This is a genomic window from Blastococcus sp. PRF04-17, from assembly GCF_023016265.1.
Lineage (GTDB): Bacteria > Actinomycetota > Actinomycetes > Mycobacteriales > Geodermatophilaceae > Blastococcus_B.
This window is the reverse complement of the sequence record NZ_CP095412.1, coordinates 1,748,163-1,772,725: the sequence shown is the minus strand read 5'-3', so window position 1 is coordinate 1,772,725 and position 24,563 is coordinate 1,748,163. Positions and strand designations below refer to the sequence as shown.

Sequence of the window (24,563 nt, the reverse complement as noted above, 5' to 3'; positions counted from 1 at the left end):
GAGTCTCGGATGAGCGTGTGGCCGCGGCCGGTGCCGCTGATCGGTGATCGGACGTCCGCCTCGCAGCGGGCGGCGGACCCCACCGGCTGGGCCATGCCGCCGTCGGTGCGCGACGCCCTGTACGAGGTCGTGGCCGCGCGGCGCGACGTCCGCCGGTTCCGCCCGGACCCGGTGCCGGACGACGTCCTCACCCGAATTCTCACCGCCGCCCACGAGGCGCCCTCCGTGGGCCACAGCCAGCCGTGGCGGTTCGTGGTCGTCGACGATCCCGAGGTCCGCGACCGCGCCGCGGTGCTCACCGACCGGGAACGGCTGCGCCAGGCCGGCCAGCTCGAGCCCGAGGCCGCCCGTCGGCTGCTTGACCTGCAATTGGAAGGCGTCCGGGAGGCGCCCCTGGGTGTGGTCGTCTGCTGCGATCGCCGGACCGCCGCCGCCGGGGTGCTGGGCCGGGCGACCTTCCCGGACGCCGACCTGTGGAGCTGCGCAACCGCGATCCAGAACCTGTGGCTGGCCGCGCGGTCGGAGGGGCTCGGGCTTGGCTGGGTCACTCTGTTCCGCCCGGAGGACCTGGCCTCCCTGCTGGGCTTGCCCGACGGCGTGGTCACACTGGGCTGGCTGTGCCTGGGCTGGCCCGACGAGCGGCCGCCCGCCCCGGGGCTCGAACGGGCGGGGTGGTCGCGGCGCAGCCCGTTGTCGTCCGTGGTTCTCGCGAACCGCTGGCCGGCCCATCCGGACGCCCCCGTCCCGCCGGACTCCCGGCTGCGCGCTCCGGAGCCGTCGGCCGTGGTCGCCGCCCGGGACCGGGCCGACCGGCTGCTGACCCCGCCGGGGTCGCTCGGGGTCCTGGACCGGGCGCTGGACCGGCTCGTCGCCCTCGGTCGGGGAGAGGTCGCCGACGGCGTTCTGGTGCTCGCTGCCGCCGACCACCCCGTCGCCGCGCACCGGGTCTCGGCCTACGACCTGGGGATCACGCGGGAGGTCACCCGCGCCGCGGTCCACGGAAGCTCGCTCGGGTCCACCGCCGCCCGCACGGTCGGGCTGCGCCCGATCGTCGTGGACGCCGGCGTCGCCGGGGGGCCGATCGAGGGAGCGACGCCGCTGCGGCCCCGTGACCGGCGCGGTGATCTGGTCAGTCAGGCGGCGATGAGCCCGGCCGACACGGTGCGCCTGCTCGAGGCCGGCCGCGAGCTCGGACGGCAGGTCGGTGGGGCGGGGCTGGTCGCGCTCGGTGAGGTAGGCGTCGCCAACACCACGGTCGCCGCTGCGGTCGCCTGCGGCCTGCTCGATGTAGACCCCGCGGGGGTCACCGGGCTCGGCTCCGGCGCGGACAGCGCCGTCCTCGACCGAAAGCTCGCCGTCGTCGCCGCCGCTGTGCAGCGGGTCCGGCAGGCCGCCCCCGGGCTGGCCGACGATCCCGTCCGCGTTCTCGCCGAGCTCGGCGGCCCGGACTTGGCGGTACTGACCGGGGTCACGCTGGGCGTCGCGGCGGCCGGTGCGGCGGTCGTCCTCGATGGCTTCGTCGTGTCGCTCGCCGCCCTGCTGGCGGTGCGCGTGGAACCGGCCGTCCAGGCTTCGCTGATCGCCGGCCAGCGCAGCCGCGAAGTAGGGCACGCCCAGGTCCTCACCGATCTCGGGCTGGAGCCACTGCTCGACCTGCGCATGCGTGCCGGCGAGGGGGTGGGCGCGGCGCTCGCCGCAGGACTGCTCCTCGATGGCCTCGCCCTGCGCCGGGGGACAGCACGAGTGGACCACTAGCTCGGAGCGCAGTGGCCCCGCCACTGCCCCGCATCGCCACCATCTGCGAGGCATCCCTTGTGACCGTTCCCGGGGGCGCAGCGAACGGGGAGAGGCCCTGGTCGGGGGATCGACCAGGGCCTCTCGGGGTGGGGTGAGTGACGGGGCTCGAACCCGCGACACCCAGGATCACAACCTGGTGCTCTACCAGCTGAGCTACACCCACCATGGACGGCCACCGAGCGGCCGAACCGGAGCAACGATACCGGAGCGGGTCAGCCCTCCGACGCGACCGGGGGAGCGGCCCCCTCCGGGGTGGCGTCGCCTGCCGCCAGGATTCCCGCGAACGAGCCGATGACCTCGTCGGCGGCGCCCTTCGCCTGGTCGCTGTTCGGACCCGGGGCCGGCACGAACAGGGTTCGCCGGTAGTACGCCAGCTCCCGGATCGACTCGATGATGTCGGCGAGGGCGCGGTGGGCCAGGCCCTTCGGCGGCTGGGCGAAGTACACGCGCGGGAACCAGCGGCGGGCGAGCTCCTTGATCGAGGAGACGTCGACCATCCGGTAGTGCAGGTGGTCGTCGAGCTCGGGCATGTCCCGGGCGAGGAAGCCGCGGTCGGTGCCGATCGAGTTGCCGCACAGCGGGGCGGTCCGGCGCTCGGGCACCCACTGCTTGATGTAGGCGAGCAGCTGCTGCTCCGCCTCGGCGACGGTGAGGGTGGAGGCGCGCACGGCGTCGGTCAGCCCCGACTTCCGGTGCATCTCGACGACGACCTCGTCCATGCCGTCGAGATCGGCGTCGCCGGCGGAGATGATCAGGTCCAGGCCCTTGTCCAGGACGTTGAGCTCGCTGTCGGTGACGACCACCGCGACCTCGATCAGCTTGTCCTTGACGAGGTCCAGGCCCGTCATCTCGCAGTCGATCCAGACGAGGTGCCCTGCGCTCTCTGCCACGTGGTCCGAGAGTACGCACCGCGCGTCCCGCTCGCCCCGACTGCCCGGCCTCTACCGCACGCGTCGCGACAGCGCCATCGGGAGGGTCGGAATCGGCGTCCTCCGCAGCTAGGGTCGGGTCCACTCCACCGAGCCTAGGAAGTTCCCGTGCCCTCTCCTGCTGTCCCCGCGCGTCCGGCGGTCCCGCCGCCCCCGGGCTCTCTGGTCAACGGGCTCGCCCACCCGGTCGCCCTCGTGCGCTGGTTCTGGCTGGCCTACATGACACCGGGGCGCCCCGGCCGGGTCACGACCGAGACCGAGCTGCGGTGGATCTACACGGCCTGGCTCGGCGCGTTCCTGCTGAAGATGTTCGGCTCCACCTGGGACGTCTCCTGGCACTTCCGGTGGCTGCGCGACGACCTCGCCCCGCCCCATCTGCTGAACTCGGCGGGCACGGCCCTGGTCGTCGGCCTGGTGATCTTCCACAGCTACACCGGCTACGGCGTCGACCGGCGCGCACTGCGGCTCATGCAGTGGGGGATCGGACTGTTCCTGATCGCCGTCCCGATCGACATCGTCAACCACCGCATCAACGGGCTGGACATCACCAGCTGGAGCCCGAGCCACGCGCTGCTCTACTTCGGGACGGCGGTGATGCTGGCCGGCGCGATCCGAGGCTGGTGGCTCTACGCCGCACCGGGCCGCGTCCGCGATCTGGTCTCGCTGGGCCTGTGGCTGTTCTTCGTGGAGAACGCGATCTTCCCGAACCAGCACCAGGAATACGGCGTCCTGTCGCTGGCGGCCTACGACGCCGGGCGCACCACGGCCGAGGTCGAGCTGCTGGACTTCGCCCGCGAGCAGGGGCAGACGCCCGAGATGTTCATGCTGCCCGTGCCCTCGTGGGTGCACCCCGCCTGGCTGATCTGCGCGGGCCTCCTCTCGCTGGTCGTCGCCCGCAAGCTCGTGGGGTACCGCTGGACGGCGACGATCATCGCCGCCACCTATCTGGCCTACCGGGCGGTCATGTGGCTGGCGCTGGTCGGCATGGGTTTCCCGCCGTCCGTGCTGCCCCTCGCCCTGCTCGCCGGCGCGGTGCTGATCGACCTCACCGTCACCTGGCGGGTGCCGGGCTGGCTGGCCGGGGTCCTGGTCACCGCCGGTGTCTACGGGGCCGGCGCGGGACTGGACGCCTTCGACTACCTCCCCCGTGGAACTGGTGGTCGGCACTGCCGGTCGCGGTCGGCTTCAGCCTGCTCTGGCTGGCCGTCGACCTGCTCGCCGGCAGCAGGTGGGTGGCACTGTGGCGCTCTGCCGACGAGCCGGCCGCGGACCGGACCCCCGCGGCCGTCTGATGGGCTTCCGGCGCGGAGGGTCGGCTCACCGCACCGCATGACGTAGCGTCGACGGCAGCTGCCGGCGCCGGGACCGCCCGCACACGGGGAGCGCGCGCCTTGCGGCGCCTGGCGGCTGCCGGCGAGAACCCAGACAGCGATCCCCGGAGGACATTCGACGTGCTGGTCCTGACCCCGACGCCGTTGCAGACGGCGGGGGAGCGCGCGCTCTTCGGTGAGCTCACCCGCTGGGACACCGGTGGCTCGGTCCGGGCGGCCGTCGTCGCCTCGCTGCCGACCATCGACGGGGTGCTGGGCCGGCGGATCTCCGACGCCGTGCTGTTCGTCCCCGAGGGCATCGCGGTGATCCGGGTCGTCGAGGTGCTCCGGCAGAACGGCGTGGTGACCGCGCGGCCCGAGGGTGCGTGGACCATCGCGCCGGAGTCCGGCCCCAGCCAGGCGCTGCAGCTGTCCGGCGGCGGCTCGACGCCCCTCGACGGACTGATGCGGGCCGGTCTGGACGCGGCGATGAAGCTGCGCCGCGCCGGGCTCGAGCCCGGCCGGATCGCCCGGCTCACCGTGCTGGTCGGCGACGTCACGGGTCTGATCCCGGCCGACGGCGACCTGGGGGAGGGCGATCAGGTCGCGCTCCTCGAGCCGCGGTCGCTGCTGCTCGGCATCGCCCGCGCGAGCCGCTACGCCAGCGTCGACAACCCCCGCCTCTGGACGACGGCCGACGTCCGGGCCGCCCTGGAGGCGCTCGGTCTCGAGGGCCGCGGCCCGACGGTCGAGGAGCTCAACGGCGAGGCCTTCCCCTACTCCCCGTACGTGCTGCGGCGGCCCGAGCTCCTCACGCCCGCCGCGCTGGCCGCCGGCCCGGCACTCCCCGGGGTGTCGGCGCCTGCGCCCGCGCCCGTGCGCGAGCAGCCCAGCCCGGCCGCGATCGCCCAGGCCGTCGCGGCGTCCGCGGCAGCGGCGCACGCCGCAGCCGCCGCCGAGGCGCCGGCGGACCAGACGCTGGCGGCGTCAGCACCCGCCGCGCCTCCCGCGGCGCGGATGCAGCCGCGGGACACCGTCGCGATCGACGCGCCGGCGGCGCCGGACGAGGATGCCGGCATCGGCGGGCTGTTCGCACGTGCAGATTCGGCAGCAGCTTCGCCGGCCTCGCCCCGCACGTCGGTCTTCCCCGCGCAGCAGCCGTCCGTCGCGCCGTCGCCCGCCCCCCAGCAGCCGGCCGGGCGCTTCTCCTACTGGACCGAGTCGGTGCCCGGCACCGGAACCGACGACGATGCCGACGAGCCGGGGTCCGGCCGGAGGATCGCACTGGTGTCGCTCCTGGCTCTCGTCGTGGTCGGCGCGCTGGCGGTGGTCGGCTGGCTGGTGCTCGGCGACCGGGGTGGCAACGGCGGTGACGGCGGCGGCGCCCCCGCGGGCGGCACGTCGGCTGCCGAGCCCACCGCCGCCGGGCCGCAGCCGGGCGACGTCCAGGAGGCCGGCGGCGTCCAGTTCACGGTCCAGGCGGTGCAGGTGGACGACACCTGCATCGGGCACGCCTACGGCGACACCCAGAGTTTCCTCGAGGCCGACGACTGCACGGGGCTCTCCCGAGCGCTGTACTCGGCGGAGCTCGAAGGCGGACCGATCGTCGTGTCGGTGTCACGGGTGCAGATGCCCGACAACGCCATCGCCCGCGAGCTGCAGGCCCTCACCGATACCAACGGCAGCGGCAACGTCAGTGACCTGCTGCGGGAGGGCGTCCGCTACACGGGCAGCCCCTCGAAGCTCTCGGGCGCCGAGTACGCCAGCGCGGTATCCGGCTCGGTCGTCACGATCGTGGAGACCGCCTGGGTCGAGAACCCCGACGGCAGTTCGGCCGAGATCGATCAGGCGGCGACGTACGGCCTCGAGCTCGCCACCCCGCCCTTCCCGGGTCAGTAGCCCCTCAGGCGGTCGCGGCGGCCCAGGCCATGTCGGCGAGCAGGCGCGCCATGGCCGGCCGACCCAGGCGGCCGGCGCTGTGCGGCGTGGAGTTGATCAGCCCGAAGACGGCGTGCGCCTTCGCCCGGCAGGCGGCCGCGTCCGCGCCGGGGTGCAGCCGGGCGAGCACGCCCACCCAGACCTCGACGTAGCGGCGCTGCAGGCGCCGGACCTGCGCCGCGTCGGCGTCTGTGAGCGAACCGAGGTCGCGGTCCTGGACAGTGATCAGCGCGGGGTTGTCGAGGGCGAAGTCGACGTGGAAGGCGATGAGCGCGCGGAGCTGCTCCGCCGGGTCGTCCTCGGTTCCCGCGACCCGGTCGGTGCCGCCGGCGAGGAGGTGCTCGCTGATCCGCAGCAGCATCTCGGCCAGCATCGCGTCCTTGCTGGCGAAGTGCCGGTAGATGGCCGGGCCGGTGACGCCGACCGCGGCGCCGACGTCGTCCACACCCACCGCCCGCGACCCGCGTTCGGCAAAGAGCTGTGCCGCCGCCTGCAGGATCTGCTCGCGCCGCGACGGCCGCCCGGCGTCGGCGTGCAGCGCCGCATCGCGTGCGGTGGAGGTCATGCGACGGATGCTAGCGCCGAAGTGAACCGCCGTTAACCAAATGGGGTCGAGATGTGGACCATCGGAGTGAACGGCGGTTAACCTTCGGTCGTGGATGCACCGGTGCTCCCGAGAGCCGTCGCGGCCGACGCCGACAGCGCCGCGCGCAACGCCGCCGCGCATACCGAACTGGTTGCCGACCTCGTCGCGCAGCTGCAGCGGGTCGCCCTCGGCGGGGGCGAGCGCGCACGGCAGCGACACGTCGAGCGGGGCAAGCTACTGCCCCGTGAGCGGGTCGACACGCTGCTCGACCCGGGCAGCCCGTTCCTCGAGCTCTCCCCGCTGGCCGCGCACGGCCTCTACGACGGCGATGCCCCGGCGGCGGGCATCATCACCGGCGTCGGGCGGGTGAGCGGCCGCGAGTGCGTCGTCGTGGCCAACGACGCGACCGTCAAGGGCGGCACGTACTACCCCATGACGGTGAAGAAACACCTGCGCGCGCAGGAGGTGGCCCTGCACAACCGGCTGCCCTGCATCTACCTGGTCGACTCCGGGGGCGCGTTCCTGCCCATGCAGGACGAGGTCTTCCCCGACCGCGAGCACTTCGGCCGGATCTTCTACAACCAGGCCAACCTCTCCAAGGCGGGCATCGCCCAGATCGCCGCCGTCCTCGGGTCGTGCACGGCCGGCGGCGCGTACGTGCCCGCCATGAGCGACGAGGCGGTCATCGTCCGGGAGCAGGGCACGATCTTCCTGGGCGGGCCGCCGCTCGTGAAGGCGGCGACCGGCGAGGTCGTCACCGCCGAGGAGCTCGGTGGCGGCGACCTGCACAGCCGGGTCAGCGGCGTCACCGACCACCTGGCCGACGACGACGCGCACGCCCTGCAGCTGGTCCGGCAGATCGTCGGGACGCTCGCACCCCGCGACGCCCGCTCCTGGGACGTGGAACCGGTCGAGGAGCCCCTGCACGCACCCGAGTCCGTCTACGAGGTCGTGCCCCCGGACCCGCGCACCCCCTACGACGTCCGCGAGGTCATCGCCCGGCTGGTCGACGGCTCGCGCTTCGCGGAGTTCAAGCCGCTCTACGGGCAGACGCTGGTCACCGGGTTCGCCCGGCTGCACGGGCACCCGGTCGGCATCATCGCCAACAACGGCGTCCTGTTCGCCGAGTCGGCGCTGAAGGGCGCGCACTTCATCGAGCTGTGCGACCGCCGCAGGATCCCGCTGCTGTTCCTGCAGAACATCACCGGCTTCATGGTCGGCCGCGACTACGAGGCGGGCGGCATCGCCAAGCACGGCGCCAAGATGGTCACTGCCGTGGCCTGCGCGCGGGTACCGAAGCTCACGGTGGTCATCGGCGGCTCGTTCGGCGCCGGCAACTACTCGATGTGCGGCCGGGCGTACTCGCCCCGCTTCCTGTTCACCTGGCCGAACGCCCGCATCTCGGTAATGGGCGGCGAGCAGGCGGCGTCGGTGCTCGCGCAGGTGCGCCGCGACGGCGCCGAGGCCCGCGGCGAGGAGTGGTCGGCCGAGGAGGAGGAGGCGTTCAAGGCGCCGATCCGCGAGCAGTACGAGCACCAGGGCCACCCGTATTACGCCACCGCCCGGCTCTGGGACGACGGCGTGATCGACCCCGCGCAGACCCGAACCGTGCTCGGCCTGGCCCTGTCCGCCTGCGCCAACGCGCCCCTCGAGGAGGTCGGCTATGGCGTCTTCCGCATGTGACAGCGGCCAGAACCGCGGTTTCGGCTCCCGGGAGAGCAGCCAGAACCGCGGTTTCGGCTCCTGGGGACGGCGGTGAGCGGGATGTTCGAGACCGTGCTCGTCGCGAACCGGGGCGAGATCGCCGTCCGGGTGATCGGCACGCTGCGGGCCATGGGCATCCGCTCCGTCGCCGTGCACAGCGACGCGGACGCCGGTGCGCTGCACACCCGGGTAGCCGACGTCGCCGTGCCCATCGGGCCGGCCGCGGCCGCGCAGAGCTACCTGAACATCGAGCGGGTGCTCGAGGCCGCGGCCCGCACCGGCGCGCAGGCGATCCACCCGGGCTACGGATTCCTCTCCGAGAACGTCGAGTTCGCCCGCGCCTGCGAGAAGGCCGGCATCGTCTTCGTCGGCCCGCCGGTGGCGGCGATCGAGGCGATGGGCGACAAGATCCGCGCGAAGCGGACGGTCATGGCCGCGGGTGTGCCCGTCGTCCCCGGCCGCAGCGACCCGGGCATGGACGACGCCGCGGTGGCTGCTGCGGCGGTGGCCGTCGGCTTCCCGGTGCTGCTCAAGCCCAGCGCCGGCGGTGGCGGCAAGGGCATGCGCGTGGTGCGCGACGAGGACGAGCTGTTCGGCGCGATCGCCTCGGCCCGGCGGGAGGCGCTCGGCTCGTTCGGCGACGACACGCTGCTGGTCGAGCGGTACGTCGGCAACTCCCGGCACATCGAGGTGCAGGTGCTCGGTGACGCCGCGGGCAACGTGATCCACCTCGGCGAGCGCGAGTGCAGCCTGCAGCGCCGGCACCAGAAGGTGATCGAGGAGGCCCCCTCGCCGCTGCTGGACACCTCGATGCGGGCGTCGATGGGCCGCGCGGCGGTCGAGGCGGCCAGGGCGGTCGGTTACACCGGCGCCGGCACGGTGGAGTTCATCGTCGACGCCGACCGGCCGCGCGACTTCTTCTTCCTCGAGATGAACACCCGGCTGCAGGTCGAGCACCCGGTCACCGAGATGGTCACCGGGCTGGACCTCGTCGAGCAGCAGGTGCGGATCGCGGCGGGGGAGCGGCTGCCGCTCGACCAGAGCGACATCTCCCTCGACGGGCACGCGATCGAGGCGCGGCTGTACGCCGAGGACCCCTCCCGCGGCTTCCTCCCGCAGGCCGGCACGGTGCTCGGGCTGGTCGAGCCCAGCGGGCCGGGCGTCCGGTTCGACAGCTCCCTGACTGTCGGCGGCGTCGTCGGCACCGACTACGACCCGATGCTGGCGAAGGTCATCGCCTGGGCGCCCGACCGCGACACCGCCCGGGCGCGGCTGGTCGGGGCCCTGGGGCACACCGCCGTCCTCGGGGTGACGACGAACGCCGCGTTCCTGCGGTCGCTGCTCACCGACCCCGACGTCGTCGCCGGCAGGCTCGACACCGGGCTCATCGAGCGGCGCGGGGAGGCACTGACGCTGCCCGAGCCGCCGCCCCCGCACGTCTACGCTGCCGCGGCACTGGCCCTGCTGATCGAGGCGGAGCCGACCGGGCCGGTCGTGGACCGGTGGGACGTGCCGGACGGCTGGCGGCTGGGTGAGCCGGCGTGGACCGTCCGGCGGCTGCAGGCCACGGGTGGGGACGTCGTCGAGGTGCGGCTGCGCGGACGGTCCACCGCGGCGGAGGTGCGCGTGGCCGACGGGGAGCCGGTCGCGGCCCGGGCCGTGCGCATCGGCGACCGCCTGAGCGTCACCCTCGACGGCCTGACCATGTCCTACTTCCTGCAGCACGAGGCCGGCACGGTGTGGCTGGCGGCCGACGGCCGGGTCACCGCGCTGCGCGAGCAGGAGCGGCTCACCGCGCACTCGGAGGGTTCGGCTGCCGGCGGCGTCGTCACCTCGCCCATGCCGGGCACGGTGACGGTGGTGCAGGCGGCGGTCGGCGACGAGGTGGAGGCGGGGACCCCGCTGCTCGTCGTCGAGGCGATGAAGATGGAGCACGTGCTCACCGCCCCCGTCGCGGGGACGGTGGCCGAGCTCGGTGTGACAGCCGGCCAGACGGTCGGGCTGGACGAGCGGGTGGCCCTGGTGACCCCAGCGGCGTCCGCCCCGGAGCAGCAGGAGAACTGATGTTGGACTACCGGCTCGACGCCGAGACCGCGGCCCTCCGCAAGACCGTCCGCGAGTTCGCGGTCGAGGTCGTGGCCCCGCAGATCGGGGAGTTCTACGAGCGCGACGAGTTCCCGACCGCGATCGTGCGGCAGATGGGTGAGCTCGGGTTGTTCGGCCTGCCGTTCCCCGAGCAGTACGGCGGCTCCGGCGGCGACTACTTCCACCTGTGCATCGCACTGGAGGAGCTGGCCCGGGTGGACTCGTCCGTGGCGATCACCCTGGAGGCCGGCGTCTCCCTGGGCGCGATGCCGATCTACCGGTTCGGCACCGAGGAGCAGAAGCAGGAGTGGCTGCCGAGGCTGTGCTCGGGCCAGGCGCTGGGTGCGTTCGGGCTGACCGAGCCGGGCGGCGGCTCGGACGCCGGCGCCACCCGCACCACCGCGCGGCTCGAGGACGGGCACTGGGTCATCAACGGGTCCAAGGCGTTCATCACCAACTCCGGCACCGACCTGACCGCGCTGGTGACCGTGACCGCGGTGACCGGGGCCAGACCGGACGGCGGCAAGGAGATCTCGGCGATCGTCGTGCCGTCGGGCACGCCGGGCTTCGCCGTCGGCCAGCGCTACTCGAAGGTCGGCTGGAACGCCTCGGACACCCGGGAGCTGTCGTTCACCGACGTCCGGGTGCCGGAGGAGAACCTGGTGGGGGAGCGCGGTCGCGGCTACGCGCAGTTCCTGTCGATCCTCGACGAGGGCCGGATCGCGATCTCGGCGCTGTCGGTCGGGCTGGCGCAGGGCTGTGTGGACGAGTCGGTGAAGTACGCGGCGCAGCGCGAGGCGTTCGGGCAGCCGATCGGCCGTAACCAGGCGATCCAGTTCATGATCGCCGACATGGAGGTGCGGGCCTCCACCGCGCGGCTGGCCTACTACCGGGCGGCGGAGAAGATGCTGCGCGGTGAGCCGTTCAAGCGCGAGGCGTCGATCGCGAAGCTCTACAGCTCCGAGGTCGCCATGGACAACGCCCGCTACGCCACCCAGGTGCACGGCGGCTACGGGTTCATGAACGAGTTCCCGGTCGGCCGCTTCTACCGCGACGCGAAGATCCTCGAGATCGGCGAGGGCACCAGCGAGGTGCAGCGGATGCTCATCGCCCGCGACCTGGGCGTCGGCTGAGCGGAGTGCGAGGGCGCGGATAACGCGTCCCTGGCACTCCGCTCAATCCGGTTCGGGGGCGCGGAACGGAACGGCGACGCTGAGCAGGACGACGCTGTCCTCGTCGGCGGCCAGGCTGTGCCGCCGATCGGGGATCGGGGTGATCTGCGCAGCGCAGACGTCGACGGTCCGGTCTGCGGCCAGCAGCCGGACGCGACCCCTGAGCACCTGCAGGCTGGCCGCACCCGGGCTCTCGTGCTCGCCCAGCTCGGCGCCCCTCCGCACCGCGATGACGGTCTGGCGCAGCCCGTCGACGGGGTGCGGCAGGGTCCGCGCCGCCCGTCCGGCGCTGGCCGTTCTCGCCTCGGCAATCAGTTGATCGGCCAGTGCCTGCAGGTCGATGGGGCCGCCGTGGTCGGTCATGTGCCGACCCTACGGTCGAGGGTCATCGGGCAGGGCGCCTTGCCGCCTGGCGCTGCGCGACCCCTTCCCGTCGCACCGGCCGTCACCGGTCGGTCCGGAACGCCGACGAAGTTGCGCGTTGTGCGCACGTTACTGGCCGGTTGCGGTTGCTTCGCGCAGGTGCGTCCTCCACGATTCACCCGGACTTCCTCCAACGGCGGAGGAACCGGCACGGAGGTCCCGGGTGGACGTACAGCTGCTCCTCGCACTCGTGCTCGGCATCGCGACCATCGTCGTGATCGTGCTGCGCACCCGCCTCGACGCGTTCGTGGCGCTCCTGCTCGCCGCCCTCGTGACCGGGTTCGTGGCGGCGCGCCGCCCGGGAGATCATCGGCTCGATCACGACCGGCTTCGGCAACACGCTCGCCTCGATCGGCATCGTCATCGGGCTCGGGGTCGCCATCGGCAAGATCCTCGAGGTCTCGGGTGCCGCTGACGCCCTCGCTCGGAAGTTCGTCAAGGTGCTCGGCCGCGGCCGGGAGCACTGGGCGATGGCGGGCACCGGTGCCGTCGTCTCGATCCCGGTGTTCTGCGACTCCGGCTACGTGATCATGAATCCGCTGGCGCGCTCGATCGCCCGGCGGCTGCGCGGGCGCTACGTCACCCTCGCTCTGGCACTCGGCTGCGGCATGACGGTCACCCACCACCTCGTACCGCCGACCCCCGGTCCGCTGGGCGTCGCCGGCATCCTCGGCGCCGACCTGGGTGGGCTCATCCTGGCCGGGCTGGTGTTCGCGCTCCTGCTGCTGCCCGTGGTCGTCGTCTACGCCGCCTGGATCGGTCCGAAGCTGGAGAGCGAGATCAGCCCGCAGGTCCGCGAGGCCGTGTACTCCGGCGCGGCTGCCTCCACGGCGCCCGGCGCCCGGGCTGCCGGTGGGAGTGCCGGGTTGGGAGCCGACGACCTCGACGGCGGGGAGCCGCTGAAGGAGGAGCCGCCCGCGACCGACCTCGGCGAGGCGCCCCCCGGCGCCAAGCCGCATCGTGTCGGGTTCGGACTGGCGGCCGTCCCGCTGCTGGTGCCGCTGCTGCTGATCGTGCTCAACACCGTCACCACGGCCATCGACCGGAACGCACAGGGCGTGCTCTCACCGACCGACGAGTACACCCCGTCGGGCTTCGCGGCGATCATGTCGTTCCTCGGCAACCCGGTCGTCGCGCTGGTCATCGGCATCATCCTGGCGGTCTACCTGCTGCTCCCGCGCTGGACGCCGCGCAAGCGCGTGCACTCCTGGCTGGCCGACGCCGCCGCCTCGGCGGGTCTGATCATCCTCATCACCGGTGCCGGTGGCGCCCTCGGTCAGGTGCTGCGGGACACCGGCGTGGGTGACGAGCTGGCCGAGGCGGTCTCCTCGCTCGCCCTCCCGAGCGTCCTGGTGCCCTTCCTCATCGCCTCGCTCGTGCGCATCGCTCAGGGCTCGGGCACGGTCGCGATGATCACGGCCGCCTCGGTCTCCGCTCCGCTGGTCGACACCCTCGGGCTCTCGCCGCTCCTCGCGGCTCTGGCCTGCTGCGCCGGGTCCATGGTCTTCAGCTACTTCAACGACTCGTACTTCTGGGTGGTCACGCGGTTCACGGGGCTGGAGGGCACGGCCGCGCTGCGGGGCTGGTCGGGGATCACCACCGCGGTGTGGGCGGCGTCGTTGCCGCTGCTGCTCATCGCCAGCCTCTTCCTCTGACCGGCATCCGGGAGGTGGGTCGGCATGGCTGAGGTGCTGGTCGTCGCCGACGACCTGACCGGCGCGAACGCGACCGCGGCCGGGTTCGCCTCGGTCGGTCTCCGTGCCGCCACCGTGAGCGCCGCCGCGGGCGCCGAGGTGGTCACCGACATGGTGTCCCGGTTCGACGTCGTGGTCGCCACGACCGACAGCCGGCACGCCGCCCCCGCCGCCGCGGCGCAGGCCGTGCGCGCCGTCGTGGGCGCCGGCTGGCCCGCGCGTCTGGTGTGCAACCGGATCGACACCACCCTCCGCGGGAACGTCGGCGCGACCACGGAGGCCGTGCTCGCGGAGGTGCGGGCCCGCAGCGGCGCCCGGGTCGTGGCGATGTGCGCCCCGGCGCACCCGGCCGCCGGCCGGCACACGATCGGCGGCACCCAGCTGCTCGGGGGCCGGCGGCTCGAGGAGACCGAGGTGGCCCGCGACGCCCGCACACCCATGCGGACCTCCGACATCGTGGAGATCCTCCGCCAGCAGGCGACCCTGGCCACCCACGTCGTCCCCATGGCGACGGTCACGGGTCCACGCGAGGCCCTGGTCGCCGAGCTCCGGGGTGCCCTCGACGCCGGCACCGAGGTGATCGTCGCCGACGCGACCACCGAGGAGCACCTGGACCGCATCGCCGCGGCGGCCGTGGCCGCCGCCGAGGGCACCGACGTGCTGTGGGTGACCAGCGATCCCGGCCCGGGCTCGGTGGCCATGGCCACCGCGCTCGGTCTCGACGGATCCGGCCGCGGCGCGCCCCTGCTCGTCGTGTCCGGGTCCGCGACCGAACTGACCCGCAGGCAGCTCCAGCAGCTGGCCGCCGACCGTGGGGCGCACCTGCACCGGGTGCCCACCCTGGAAGGCAGCGCCGTCCCGGACGTCGACGCCGCGGCCGCCGTGCTGGCCGATGCCCTCGACGGGGCCGGCGCCGACGACGTCGTCGTCCTGGCGACCGTGCTCGAGGACGACGACGTGCGGCCCACCTCGCCCGAGGACGCCGATCGGATCCCCCGTGCGCTGGCGGCAGCGGTGCGGCGCATCATGGAGAGGCACCCGGTGGAGGGACTGTTCACCACCGGCGGCGACGTCACCGCGGCGGTGCTGGCCGAGCTCGGGTCGCACGGACTGGAGATCTCCGGGGAGGTCGAGCCGCTCGCGGTGGCCGGCACGGTGGTGGGCGGTCCCTGGGACGGCCTGCACGTCGTGACCAAGGGTGGCCTGGTCGGCGACGCGACCACCACCGTGACCTGTGTGGACCACCTCCGGCAGACCGTCGAGCTCGACCGCCGCCACGTCTCGTCCGCGCAGACGCGCACCGCCCGCTGAACCACGCACGCCCACGGAAGGGAACCACGACCATGACCCGGCACGTACTCGCACTGACCCTCGGCGACCCGGTCGGCATCGGCCCGGAGATCACCGCCAAGACCCTGGCCGAGCAGGCCGGGGCGGCCGACCACCACGGCGTCGCGGTCGGTGACGCCGCCGCCCTGCGTCGGGGCGTGGCGGCGATGGGGCTCGACGTCGAGGTGCGGGCGGTGGACGGCTTCGACGTGCCACCCCATGAGGGCGTCATCGACATCGTCGACACCGGCGTGCTCGGCGATGACGTCCCCGAGTGGGGAAAGGTGGACGAGCGGGCCGGCAAGGCCGCCGTCGCCGCCATCGAGACGGCGACGCAGGCGGCCATGGACGGGCGCGTGGCCGGCATCGTCACCGGGCCGATCCACAAGGAGGCCATCTGGGCGGCCGGGTCGAAGCACCTGGGCCACACCGAGATGCTCGGCGAGCTGACCGGGGTGACCCAGCAGGACACGATGTTCGTCGTCCGCAACACCGCCCAGCCCGGCCACCACCTGCGGATCTTCTTCACGACCCGGCACGTGTCGCTGCGCAAGGCGATCGACCAGCTCACCAAGGAGCGGATCGAGGACTCGATCCGCAAGGCGCACACCGCCCTGCAGGTGTTCGGCGTCGAGAACCCCCGGCTGGCGGTCGCCGCCCTCAACCCGCACGGCGGGGAGAACGGCAACTTCGGTGACGAGGAGATCGTGCACATCGCGCCGGCGTGCGATGCGGTCCGCGCCGAGGGTCTCGACGTCCGCGGGCCGATCCCGGCCGACTCGGTGTTCCACCAGGGCCTCGTGGGGCGGTACGACGGCGTCCTGTCGCACTTCCACGACCAGGGCCACATCCCGGCCAAGACGTTCGACTTCGACGGGACGATCTCGGTGACCGTCGGACTGCCCATCCTGCGCACCTCGGTCGACCACGGCACGGCCTTCGACATCGCCGGCACCGGCAAGGCCGGACACGGCACCATGCTGTCGGCCTATCTGGCGGCGGTCGACTACGCGCCCTTCGTCGACAACATCCGGCGCGCCTACGGGTCCTGACGCCGGGGGAGTCGGACGTCGGGAGAAGCATGGTCGAGCCGCGAACCCGACGGGCCACCGATCAGCGGCACGAGGCGCTCGTCACGTTGATCCGCGCCGGCGTCGACGAGGTCGAGACACTGGCCGAACGGGTGGGTGTCTCGGCCTCCACCGTGCGCCGGGACCTCACCCGGCTGCAGCGGGAGGGACGCATCGCACGCACGTACGGCGGCGCGCTGGTCCGCGAGGTCTTCCACGAGCGGTCGTTCAGCGAGAGCTCTCGGCTGGCGGCCGGACAGAAGGCGAGCATCGCCGTGGCGGCGGCACGGCTCGTCCCGGACGAGGGCAGCGTCTTCATCGACGCCGGGACGACCTGCCTGGCGCTGGCGCGGACGCTCGTGGACCGAGGACCGATGACGGTCGTCACGCGGGGGCTGGAGGCGGCACTCCTGCTGGCCCGCGCACCCGACATCCGGGTCATCATCGTCGGCGGGCAGGTGCAGCCGTTGAGCCACGGGGTCACCGGAGCCCTGGCCGCCGTCGCCCTGCAGCGGCTGGCCTTCGACGTCGCGTTCCTGGGCGCGGACACCGTGGATCCGGACAAGGGGCTCGGGGAGCCCACGGTCGAGGAGACCCACGTCAAGGAACTGGTGGCGGCCCGCTCGGCGGAGGTGGTCCTGCTCGCCGACGCGTCGAAGTTCCTCCCGTCCTCGCCGCCGGCGTGGACACGCATCGAGCCGTCCTGGTCGGTGCTGACCGATCGGGCGGTTCCCGACGACGTGGTCGCGGCCTTCGCCCGGTCGGGGATCCGCGTCACGCGCGCCGGCTGAGCTCCCGCTCGGCCAGCAGCCCGGCCACCCGCTCCAGGAGCGGAGCCGCCTCGGCCATGCTGCGCTGCGGGTCGGGCTCCAGGTGGGCCAGCGCGTAGACCGCGTCGATGCCGGCCGCGCGCAGCTGTTCGGTTCCCAGGGTGGTCTGCCCGCAGACCGCCACCACACGGGCGCCGGCCGCTCTCGCCAGGCGCGCGACGCCGACCGGTGCCTTGCCACGCAGCGACTGCTCGTCCAGCGACCCCTCGCCGACGACGACGAGGTCGGCGTCGTGCACGTGGGAGGAGAAGTCGAGCAGGTCCAGCAGCAGGTCGATCCCCGGGCGCAGGGTCGCGCCCAGCACGGCGAGCGCGGCGTAGCCGACGCCGCCGGCCGCCCCGGCGCCCCGCTCGTCGCGCACGTCCCGGCCGGTCGCCTCGGCCAGCAGGTCGGCGAACCGGACGAGATGAGCGTCCAGCAGGGCGACGTCCTCCGGCGTGGCGCCCTTCTGCGGGCCGTAGACCGCGGCCGCCCCCAGAGGCCCGGTCAGCGGGTTGTCCACGTCGCAGGCGACGACGATCTCGGCACCGGACAGCGCCGGGTGGAGGCGATCGAGCTCGACGCGGGCCAGCCGACCGAGCGCGGCGCCGCCGGGCCCGAGTTCGCGGCCGTCCTCGTCCAGCAAGCGGGCGCCCAGCGCCTGCAGCATGCCCGCGCCGCCGTCGGTGCAGGCGCTGCCGCCGATGCCCAGCACTATCCGGCGCGCGCCGTCGGCGAGTGCGGCGGCGATCACCTCGCCGGTGCCCCGGCTCGTCGCGGCCAGCGGGGCCGGTCGGCCGTCCGGCAGGCGGGACAGGCCCGACACGTCGGCCATCTCGACCACGGCGCGGTCCCCATGGCGGCCGAACGCGGTGCCGACCGGTTGCCCGGTGGGGCCCGTGGCGGTCACCGGCACCCGCTCGAACCCCGCCGCCTCTGCCGCGGCCAGCGTTCCGTCCCCGCCGTCCGCCACGGGCAACGACCGCACCTCCACCCCGGGCGCCGCGGCGGTCAGGCCGCGCGCGAGGGCGGCGGCGACCTCCGCGCCGGACAGCGATCCCTTGAACTTGTCCGGCGCGACGAGGACCCGTGTCATGGGTCGATCGTGCCAGCCGGTCCTACCCGGCGGGCTCGTCGTCGTCCGGAGGCCAGCCCGGAGCGGGCAGCCCGGCGAGGGCGGCCAGCTTCTCGACTGTCTCCTCGACGAAGTCGTCGACCGGGGGTGCGCCGTCCGGCGCGGCCATGAGCCGCTCCACCGCGCCCGGGTCGACGTCGGTGCCGGTGGCTTCCCGCGCCCAGCGGGCGAAGCCCTCGGCCTCGGCCCGGGTGTCGACCGGAGCCGCGGCGTCGGGCTCCTCGAAGTAGATCCGCGGCTCGTAGCCGAGGAAGAAGCGCCCGCCCGAGGCGTCGGCGGCGCGGTAGTCGACGGTCGCGATGTCGCTGTCGTGGACGTCGACCAACAGGAACGGCACCGCCGTCGGGGCACCGCTGGTCCACCGCCCGGCGCTGTAGACGAACTTCCCGAAGCGCCCCACGACGCGAGGCTGGCCAGCCCGGGCTCACCGCCGGCCATGGTCGCTTCCGCCGGGTGGGCGTGGCCCGTCCCGGAACGGGGAAGTACCGCCCTCGACCCGTCGGAGACGTTGGTGGGAGGCGCTCGTGAGCGCGCGGGAACCAGCAGAGATGGCTCAGGTCGCCGCGGAGACCGGCGGCAAGAAGACCCACCGGACCTGGGATCGGGTGCTGGTGAGCGCGTTCCTCGCCGGTGCCTACATCTCGTTCGGGGCGCTGGTGGCGATCACGGTGTCGTCCGGGCTGGACCCGGACACGTGGGGCACGCTGCCGACGCTGTTCATGGGTGCGGCCTTCACCCTCGGCCTGGTCCTCGTGCTGATCGCCGGCTCCGACTTGGCGACCGGCAACATGATGCTGGTCCCGCTCGGCGCCATGCGGGGCAGGATCGACGTCGGGGACGTCGTGAAGAACCTGACCCTCGTACTGCTGGGGAACCTGCTCGGCGCGCTGTTCGTCGCGTTCTTCCTCGCCGTGCAGACCGACGTCATCGGCGACGCGGCCTCGGAGGGCAGTTCGCTGCTCACCTACGAGCGACTCGCGGGGATCGCCGAGGGCAAGACCGGGCACTCCGCCTGGGAGACCTTCCTGCGCGGGGTCGGCTGCAATTGGCTGGTCTGCCTGGCGGTGTGGATGTCCCTGGCCGCGCAGAGCGTCTCCGGGAAGATCCTGGCCGTCTTCTTCCCGGTCATGGCGTTCGTGGCCATGGGCTTCGACCACGTGGTCGCCAACATGTTCTTCATCCCGGCCGCCATCTGGGCCGACGTCCCCGGGATCGGCTGGGAGGACGCGGGCGTGAACTGGCTGCTGGCCGGCTCGGGCAACCTGGTCGGGGCCGTGCTCTTCGTGTCGACGTCCTACTGGTACCTGTTCCTGCGGGACCAGCCGGTGACGACCACCACGGCGCAGGAGCCCGCCGAGCGCGGCTAGCCCCAATGCCGTTCAGTTAGCCGGGGCGGCGGGCTGTCAACAACGCCGGCTGTCGCGGCGTGTCGGCGGAGGAAGAGGCAACGGAGCTCCGGTAAGAGGGGGCATCCGCCAAGACGCTTCTCTTCCCCGGGAGCTCCGTTGCCTGTTCAGTCTGGCACCAGTCGGGTCGTTCGTGAGGTCACCGTCGCCGAGGACCGGTTCGCGCCGGGTCATCTGGGTGAGCTGACCCAAATCGTGCCGTTCGAGATGGTCGACGCCGCCCTGGACGAGACCGACACCGTGCAGCAGCGGGTGCGCGATCTGCCCTCCCGGGTTGTGGTGTACCTGCTGCTGGCCGGAGCGCTGTTCGTCGAGTGCGGCTACCGGCAGGTGTGGGCGCGGCTGGTGGCCGGGCTGGACGGACTGCCGGTCGCCGAGCCGAGTGCGGCGGGCCTGGCCGCCGCCCGGCGCCGGATCAGGCCGGCGCCGCTGGGCAAGCTGTTCGAGCTGCTCCGCGGGCGGCCGCCGGCCCGGCCACCAAGGGCGTGTGGTGGCGCGGCCGGCTGGTCACCGCGATCGACGGCACCACGATGTGCTGCCCGGACACCCCGGCCAACCTGACCGTCCACCGCAAGGGCGGCAGCCATCACGGCGGCACCGGCTATCCGATGGTCCGGCTGCTGGCGCTGGTCGCCTGCGGCACCCGGACGATCATCGACGCGGTCTTCGGGTCGATCGGCCGCGGGGAGACCGGCTACGCCGCCGACCTGGTGCCGGCCATGCGCGCGCCGATGATCGTGCTGGCCGACCGCAACTTCGCCGCCGCGGATCTGATCGACAAGATCGCCGACCGCGGCGCGGACCTGCTGATCAGGGTCAAAAGTGGACGCCGGCTGCCGGTCTGCCGCCGCTGCGCCGATGGCTCGTGGCTATCGCGGATCGGACAGGTCGAGGTTCGGGTCATCCGGGCCCAGATCACTATCGACACCGGCCAGCGGCGGCGCAGCGAGGCCTACCAACTGGTCACCACGGTGACCGACGCCGACTGCCCGGCCGTCGAGATCGTCGGCCTCTATCACCAGCGGTGGGAGATCGAGACCGCGTACTGCGAGCTCAAGCAGAGCATCGGCGGCGGGCGGGTGCTGCGCGCGCGGACCCCGGCCGGTCTCGAGCAGGAAATCTACGCACGGCTGATCGCCTACCAGGCACTCCGGATCGCGATCACCGACGCAACGCTCACCGCCGGCGACATCGATCCCGACCGGGCCAGTTTCACCGTCGCCCTCCGCGCCGCCCGCGACCAGCTGGTCAAGGCCGCCGGAGTCATCGCCGACACCAGCGTCGACCTCGTCGGCGTCATCGGCGACCAGGTCCTGGCCAGCCTCCTGCCCGCCCGACGCCGCCGAAACACCCCTCGGGTGGTCAAGCGAGCCATCTCCACCTACGCCCCGCACACCGCCAGCGGGCGACTCCGCGGACCCAGCCACCGGATCACCATCAGCATCGACGTCCTCGCCGACCCCGACCCTTGACCAGCCGACCCGCGGCCTAAGTGAACGGCATTGCGGCTAGCCCGCGATCAGTCCAGGCGCCGGGTCGCGAGGGCGCCAGGACCGCGGCGAGGGTCAGGACCAGCACGACACGCCAGGCGTGGCTGAGCCGTCCGGCGGTCGTCATGAGCGGGAGCGTGGCAGCGCCACGACGGGTCGACGAGGGCGGCTCACCGGGTGGAGAGGTCCTCGTCCGAGCGCGTCATCTCGCGAGAACATTGCACAAGAAGCATTGCGCAATATCTCTTGTGCATGCATGATGGTCCCGTGAGCGAGCGACAGGAGATCCGGGAGGTCACCGACGCAGGGGTGCTGGCCGCGCTGGCCCATCCGCTCCGCCGTCGGCTCATGGACGTGCTGAAGGTCCACGGCCCGGCGACCGCCAGCATGCTGGCGGAGCGGACCGACCAGAACATCGGCAACGTCAGCCACCACGTGCGCGCACTGGCCGACGTCGGGCTGGTCGAGGAGGCTCCCGAGCTCGCCAAGGACCGGCGCGAGCGCTGGTGGCGGCTGGTGACCCGGTCGCTGCGGTGGTCCGGCGAGGCGCTCTCCGACGATCCGGCGGGGGAGGCCGTCGCGCAGGCCGTCCAGTCACTGACGCTCGACCGGCACACCGCACACGTCCGGGCCTGGTTCGCAGCCGGGGACGAGGAACGCGAGCCGTGGCGGGAGACCTCGTTCATCGCCGAGAAGTGGCTCCACCTGACGGCCGGCGAGCTCGGCGAGCTGTCCCGCGAGATCGGCGAGGTGCTCGGCCGCTGGAGCGATCGCGAGCGCATGGACGACGGCACCGAGCAGCGTGAGCCCGTCCTGGTGTTCACCTACGGCATCCCCGCCCGCCCCTGAGCCCTTCCCGGAGGAGATCCTGATGTACAGCCCCGAGCACCAGCTCGTCACCGGCCGCATGGCCGAACTGCAGGCGCAGGCCGCGGCCGAGTCGCGGGCCCACCGCGTCGCCGTGGCCCGTCGCATGGCCCGTCGCGCGGCCCGTCGCGCGGAACGGGTGACCCGGCGCGGCGTCCGTTCCCGTGCGACCGACCTGTGAGCCGGACGCTCCGGGTGCTCAGCGCGGGGTGATCGACAGGGTCAGCCGGCGGCGGCCCTCGTCGGACCGCGCGGTGGCCAGGCGCTCCGCGGACGGCGTCCCGTACTCGGTGGTCCGCTGGCGGGCGGCCGCCCGATCGAGGCGGCGAGCGCCTCGAGCTCGGCGATGGTCTTCAGTGATCCGTTCTCGCTGCCGGCCATCCGGCTGATGGTCTCCTCCATCAGCGTGCCGCCGAGGTCGTTGGCGCCGCCCTGCAGGACCGCCCTGGTGCCGGCCTCGGCGAGCTTCACCCACGAGGTCTGGATGTTCGGGATCCGCCCGTGCAGCAGCAGCCGCGCGACGGCGTGCACCGCGCGGTTCTCGCGGACGGTCGGCCCGGGCCGGGCGACGCCGGCGAGGTAGATCGGCGAGTTGTGGTGCACGAACGGCAGCAGCACGAACTCGGTGAAGCCGCCGGTCTCGTCCTGCAGCGCGGCGAGCGTGCGCAGGTGCGCGACCCAGTGCGCCGGGGTGTCGACGTGGCCGTACATCATCGTCGAGGTGGTCGGGATGCCGACCTGGTGCGCCGTGCGGATGATCTCCAGCCACGTGGCCGTGGGCAGCTTGCCCTTGGTGAGCACCCAGCGGACGTCGTCGTCGAGGATCTCCGCCGCCGTCCCCGGGATCGAGTCGAGCCCCGCCGCCTTGGCCTCGGTCAGGAAGTCGCGGAACGACAGCCCGGTCCGCGCCGCACCGTTGACGATCTCCATCGGGCTGAAGGCGTGCAGGTGGATGCCGGGCTGCCGCTTCTTCACCTCGCGCGCCAGGTCGAGGTACGCCGTGCCCGGCAGGTCGGGGTGGATGCCGCCCTGCATGCAGATCTCGGTCGCGCCGGCCGCCCAGGCCTCGTCCACCCGGTCGCCCACCTGCTGCATCGACAGCGTGTACGCGTCGGCATCGGTGCGCCGCTGCGCGAACGCGCAGAACCGGCAACCCGTGTAGCAGACGTTGGTGAAGTTGATGTTCCGGTTCACGACGTAGGTGACGTCGTCGCCGTTGACGTCGCGGCGCACCCCGTCGGCCAGGGCCGCCAGGGCCTCCAGGTCGGTGCCGTCGGCACCCAGCAGCGCCAGGTACTCGGCGTCGGTCAGCCCCGCCGGGTCCCGCTCGGCGTGCCGCAGCGCCGCGCGGACGGCGGGGTCGCCGGTGCTCAGCGCGGTGGAGTGCCCGTCGCGGGCGCTCTCGGTGCGCGACCGCAGCTCCGACCAGTCGCCGTAGACCGCGTCGAAGTCCGAACGCCGGTCGGTCGTGCGCCCGACGGTGTCGACCTCGACGTGCAGGTCGACCCGCCCCGACGCGCTCCACGACTCGTCCGGCTCCTGCCAGGGGCGGCCGACGGGCAGCCGGTCCTCGACGGCGAGCCCGTCCGGCCCGGCGAGCGCGGCGACGTGCGGGCGCACCCGCGGGTCCAGCCACGGCTCCGGCTGCAGCACGTAGGGCGGCTGGGCGGCCAGCCGCTCGCGCAGCTCGAAGCCCACCTCGGCCGACAGCGCGGCGAGCTTGTCGATGTTCGGCCACGGCCGCTCGGGGTTGACGTGGTCGGGCGTCAGCGGCGAGACGCCGCCCCAGTCGTCGACCCCCGCCCGCAGCAGCAGGCCGAGCTCGGTCGAGTCCGACAGGTTCGGCGGCGCCTGCACGTGCGCCTTGGGGCCCAGCAGCAGCCGGGTCACGGCCACGGCGGCCACGTACTCCTGCAGTTCGAGGTCGTCGTGCGCCTGCATCGCGGTCCGCGGCTTGGCCCGGAAGTTCTGGACGATGACCTCCTGCACGTGCCCGTGCCGCTGCGCCGAGGCCCGGATCGCGAGGACGGCCTCCACCCGCTCGGCGTAGTCCTCGCCGATGCCCAGCAGCACCCCGGTGGTGAAGGGGACGGCGGAGCGCCCCGCGTCCTCCAGCACCCGCAGCCGCACCGCGGGCTCCTTGTCGGGGCTGCCGAAGTGCGGGCCGCCGGGCTCCGACCAGAGCCGCGTCGCGGTGGTCTCGAGCATCATGCCCATCGAGGCCGCGACCGGCTTCAGCCGCTGGATCTCCTCCCACGACAGCACGCCCGGGTTGAGGTGGGGCAGCAGTCCGGTCTCCTCGAGCACCCGGATCGCCATCGCCCGCAGGTACGCCAGCGTCGAGTCGAAGCCGTGGGCCTCCAGCCACTCGCGGGCGACCGGCCAGCGCTCCTCGGGGCGGTCGCCGAGGGTGAACAGCGCCTCCTTGCACCCCAGGGCGGCACCCGCGCGCGCCACCTCGAGCACCTCGTCGGGGGAGAGGTAGGGAGCCTTGCCCGCCGTCCGCAGCTGCCCTGGCGTCGTCACGAACGTGCAGTAGTGGCAGCGGTCGCGGCACAGATTCGTGAGCGGGATGAACACCTTGCGGCTGTAGGTCACCACCCCGGGCCGGCCGGCGGAGGCCAGCCCGGCGTCCCGCACCCGGCCGGCCACGGTGAGCAGCCGGTCGAGCGGCTCGCCCTCACCCAGCCCCCGGGCGTGCAGCAGGGTCTCGGCCTCGACCGCGTCCAGCGTCGAGCCGCGCTCGGCGCGCACCAGGGCGCGGCGGAGGGCGGATTCGGTCGGCGGCGGCAACGGAGTCATGACCCCGCAGACGCTAG

At 73.4% G+C, this 24,563-nt stretch carries 22 protein-coding genes and 1 tRNA gene; 15 read left to right on the top strand and 8 right to left on the bottom strand.

What is annotated here, in order from left to right; all coding sequences use genetic code 11:
* Window positions 1-9 precede the first annotated feature (9 nt).
* Window positions 10-1,755, top strand: coding sequence for a 5,6-dimethylbenzimidazole synthase (gene bluB, locus MVA48_RS08990; RefSeq protein WP_246987993.1), 1,746 nt, complete (start codon window positions 10-12; stop codon window positions 1,753-1,755).
* Between the two features lie 129 nt (window positions 1,756-1,884).
* On the opposite strand, the gene MVA48_RS08985 is transcribed toward bluB, so the two are convergent.
* Window positions 1,885-1,960 (bottom strand) — tRNA-His (locus MVA48_RS08985).
* Between the two features lie 49 nt (window positions 1,961-2,009).
* A complete protein-coding gene (gene orn / locus MVA48_RS08980; RefSeq protein WP_246987991.1) occupies window positions 2,010-2,687 on the bottom strand; it encodes an oligoribonuclease in 678 nt (225 codons plus the stop codon).
* Window positions 2,688-2,834: 147 nt separating this feature from the next.
* On the opposite strand from orn, the gene MVA48_RS08975 reads away from it, so the two are divergent.
* Both MVA48_RS08975 and MVA48_RS08970 read left to right on the top strand, forming a co-directional pair.
* A complete protein-coding gene (locus MVA48_RS08975) occupies window positions 2,835-4,064 on the top strand; it encodes a hypothetical protein (RefSeq protein ID WP_246987989.1) in 1,230 nt (409 codons plus the stop codon).
* Between the two features lie 113 nt (window positions 4,065-4,177).
* The gene (locus MVA48_RS08970) at window positions 4,178-5,935 is read left to right on the top strand and encodes a hypothetical protein (RefSeq protein ID WP_246987987.1); all 1,758 of its coding nucleotides are present in this window, start codon (window positions 4,178-4,180) and stop codon (window positions 5,933-5,935) included.
* Window positions 5,936-5,939: 4 nt separating this feature from the next.
* Here MVA48_RS08970 and MVA48_RS08965 read toward each other — a convergent pair whose 3' ends face one another.
* Window positions 5,940-6,539, bottom strand: a complete 600-nt coding sequence (locus MVA48_RS08965) for an SACE_7040 family transcriptional regulator (RefSeq protein WP_246987985.1) — start codon at window positions 6,537-6,539, stop codon at window positions 5,940-5,942.
* A 90-nt stretch (window positions 6,540-6,629) separates the two neighbouring features.
* On the opposite strand from MVA48_RS08965, the gene MVA48_RS08960 reads away from it, so the two are divergent.
* From MVA48_RS08960 to MVA48_RS08950, 3 genes are all read left to right on the top strand, one after another.
* On the top strand, window positions 6,630-8,243 hold the full coding sequence (locus MVA48_RS08960; RefSeq protein WP_246987984.1) for a carboxyl transferase domain-containing protein: 1,614 nt from the start codon (window positions 6,630-6,632) through the stop codon (window positions 8,241-8,243).
* A gap of 81 nt (window positions 8,244-8,324) precedes the next feature.
* Entirely contained in the window at window positions 8,325-10,328 is a 2,004-nt protein-coding gene (locus MVA48_RS08955) for an acetyl/propionyl/methylcrotonyl-CoA carboxylase subunit alpha (RefSeq protein ID WP_246987982.1), read from the top strand.
* Entirely contained in the window at window positions 10,328-11,482 is a 1,155-nt protein-coding gene (locus MVA48_RS08950) for an acyl-CoA dehydrogenase family protein (protein ID WP_246987980.1), read from the top strand. Before MVA48_RS08955 ends, MVA48_RS08950 begins: the two co-directional genes overlap by 1 nt.
* Before the next feature lie 42 nt (window positions 11,483-11,524).
* Here the strand turns inward: MVA48_RS08950 and MVA48_RS08945 are convergent, their stop codons facing one another.
* Both MVA48_RS08945 and MVA48_RS08940 read right to left on the bottom strand, forming a co-directional pair.
* Entirely contained in the window at window positions 11,525-11,884 is a 360-nt protein-coding gene (locus MVA48_RS08945; protein ID WP_246987978.1) for a LuxR family transcriptional regulator, read from the bottom strand.
* A 175-nt stretch (window positions 11,885-12,059) separates the two neighbouring features.
* Window positions 12,060-12,302, bottom strand: coding sequence for a hypothetical protein (locus tag MVA48_RS08940; protein WP_246987976.1), 243 nt, complete (start codon window positions 12,300-12,302; stop codon window positions 12,060-12,062).
* Between MVA48_RS08940 and MVA48_RS08935 the strand changes: the two genes are divergently transcribed.
* The 4 genes from MVA48_RS08935 to MVA48_RS08920 are packed head-to-tail and all read left to right on the top strand — an operon-like array spanning window position 12,250 to window position 16,828.
* Entirely contained in the window at window positions 12,250-13,599 is a 1,350-nt protein-coding gene (locus tag MVA48_RS08935; protein WP_371821233.1) for a GntP family permease, read from the top strand. The two genes, MVA48_RS08940 and MVA48_RS08935, sit on opposite strands and share 53 nt — an antisense overlap.
* Before the next feature lie 24 nt (window positions 13,600-13,623).
* Complete coding sequence (locus MVA48_RS08930; protein ID WP_246987974.1) at window positions 13,624-14,949, top strand: four-carbon acid sugar kinase family protein; 1,326 nt, start codon at window positions 13,624-13,626, stop codon at window positions 14,947-14,949.
* A gap of 32 nt (window positions 14,950-14,981) precedes the next feature.
* Window positions 14,982-16,019 carry a 4-hydroxythreonine-4-phosphate dehydrogenase PdxA gene (gene pdxA / locus MVA48_RS08925; protein WP_246987972.1) on the top strand — a complete coding sequence of 346 codons (1,038 nt, stop codon included), beginning with the start codon at window positions 14,982-14,984 and terminating at the stop codon, window positions 16,017-16,019.
* 29 nt (window positions 16,020-16,048) lie between these two features.
* Window positions 16,049-16,828 (top strand): DeoR/GlpR family DNA-binding transcription regulator, encoded by a 780-nt coding sequence (locus MVA48_RS08920; RefSeq protein ID WP_246987970.1) that lies wholly within the window; start codon window positions 16,049-16,051, stop codon window positions 16,826-16,828.
* Here MVA48_RS08920 and MVA48_RS08915 read toward each other — a convergent pair.
* Both MVA48_RS08915 and MVA48_RS08910 read right to left on the bottom strand, forming a co-directional pair.
* Window positions 16,812-17,942 (bottom strand): glycerate kinase, encoded by a 1,131-nt coding sequence (locus MVA48_RS08915; RefSeq protein WP_246987968.1) that lies wholly within the window; start codon window positions 17,940-17,942, stop codon window positions 16,812-16,814. The two genes, MVA48_RS08920 and MVA48_RS08915, sit on opposite strands and share 17 nt — an antisense overlap.
* 22 nt (window positions 17,943-17,964) lie before the next feature.
* Window positions 17,965-18,381 (bottom strand): hypothetical protein, encoded by a 417-nt coding sequence (locus MVA48_RS08910; protein ID WP_246987966.1) that lies wholly within the window; start codon window positions 18,379-18,381, stop codon window positions 17,965-17,967.
* A 124-nt stretch (window positions 18,382-18,505) separates the two neighbouring features.
* On the opposite strand from MVA48_RS08910, the gene MVA48_RS08905 reads away from it, so the two are divergent.
* The 5 genes from MVA48_RS08905 (at window position 18,506) to MVA48_RS08885 (ending at window position 21,925) form a co-directional block, all read left to right on the top strand.
* Window positions 18,506-19,348: a formate/nitrite transporter family protein gene (locus tag MVA48_RS08905; protein WP_371821202.1), complete on the top strand. Its 843-nt coding sequence runs from the start codon at window positions 18,506-18,508 to the stop codon at window positions 19,346-19,348.
* 138 nt (window positions 19,349-19,486) lie between these two features.
* Window positions 19,487-19,948 carry a transposase domain-containing protein gene (locus MVA48_RS08900; protein WP_246987962.1) on the top strand — a complete coding sequence of 154 codons (462 nt, stop codon included), beginning with the start codon at window positions 19,487-19,489 and terminating at the stop codon, window positions 19,946-19,948.
* Window positions 19,873-20,859 carry an IS4 family transposase gene (locus MVA48_RS08895; RefSeq protein ID WP_246987960.1) on the top strand — a complete coding sequence of 329 codons (987 nt, stop codon included), beginning with the start codon at window positions 19,873-19,875 and terminating at the stop codon, window positions 20,857-20,859. The genes MVA48_RS08900 and MVA48_RS08895 overlap by 76 nt, the downstream gene beginning before the upstream one ends.
* Window positions 20,860-21,144: 285 nt before the next feature.
* Window positions 21,145-21,726 carry an ArsR/SmtB family transcription factor gene (locus MVA48_RS08890; RefSeq protein WP_246987958.1) on the top strand — a complete coding sequence of 194 codons (582 nt, stop codon included), beginning with the start codon at window positions 21,145-21,147 and terminating at the stop codon, window positions 21,724-21,726.
* 22 nt (window positions 21,727-21,748) lie between these two features.
* Entirely contained in the window at window positions 21,749-21,925 is a 177-nt protein-coding gene (locus tag MVA48_RS08885) for a hypothetical protein (protein WP_246987956.1), read from the top strand.
* A 41-nt stretch (window positions 21,926-21,966) separates the two neighbouring features.
* Here MVA48_RS08885 and MVA48_RS08880 read toward each other — a convergent pair whose 3' ends face one another.
* Window positions 21,967-24,546 carry a bifunctional FO biosynthesis protein CofGH gene (locus tag MVA48_RS08880; protein WP_246987954.1) on the bottom strand — a complete coding sequence of 860 codons (2,580 nt, stop codon included), beginning with the start codon at window positions 24,544-24,546 and terminating at the stop codon, window positions 21,967-21,969.
* Between the last annotated feature and the right edge of the window lie 17 nt (window positions 24,547-24,563).

Coding starts and splice junctions, on each gene's coding strand:
- MVA48_RS08945 (WP_246987978.1), bottom strand. CDS start 11,884: ATGACCGACCACGGCGGCCCCATCGACCTGCAGGCACTGGCCGATCAA.
- MVA48_RS08920 (WP_246987970.1), top strand. CDS start 16,049: ATGGTCGAGCCGCGAACCCGACGGGCCACCGATCAGCGGCACGAGGCG.
- pdxA (WP_246987972.1), top strand. CDS start 14,982: ATGACCCGGCACGTACTCGCACTGACCCTCGGCGACCCGGTCGGCATC.
- MVA48_RS08930 (WP_246987974.1), top strand. CDS start 13,624: ATGGCTGAGGTGCTGGTCGTCGCCGACGACCTGACCGGCGCGAACGCG.
- MVA48_RS08950 (WP_246987980.1), top strand. CDS start 10,328: ATGTTGGACTACCGGCTCGACGCCGAGACCGCGGCCCTCCGCAAGACC.
- MVA48_RS08880 (WP_246987954.1), bottom strand. CDS start 24,546: ATGACTCCGTTGCCGCCGCCGACCGAATCCGCCCTCCGCCGCGCCCTG.
- bluB (WP_246987993.1), top strand. CDS start 10: ATGAGCGTGTGGCCGCGGCCGGTGCCGCTGATCGGTGATCGGACGTCC.
- MVA48_RS08965 (WP_246987985.1), bottom strand. CDS start 6,539: ATGACCTCCACCGCACGCGATGCGGCGCTGCACGCCGACGCCGGGCGG.
- MVA48_RS08940 (WP_246987976.1), bottom strand. CDS start 12,302: ATGCCGATCGAGGCGAGCGTGTTGCCGAAGCCGGTCGTGATCGAGCCG.
- MVA48_RS08885 (WP_246987956.1), top strand. CDS start 21,749: ATGTACAGCCCCGAGCACCAGCTCGTCACCGGCCGCATGGCCGAACTG.
- MVA48_RS08955 (WP_246987982.1), top strand. CDS start 8,325: ATGTTCGAGACCGTGCTCGTCGCGAACCGGGGCGAGATCGCCGTCCGG.
- MVA48_RS08915 (WP_246987968.1), bottom strand. CDS start 17,942: ATGACACGGGTCCTCGTCGCGCCGGACAAGTTCAAGGGATCGCTGTCC.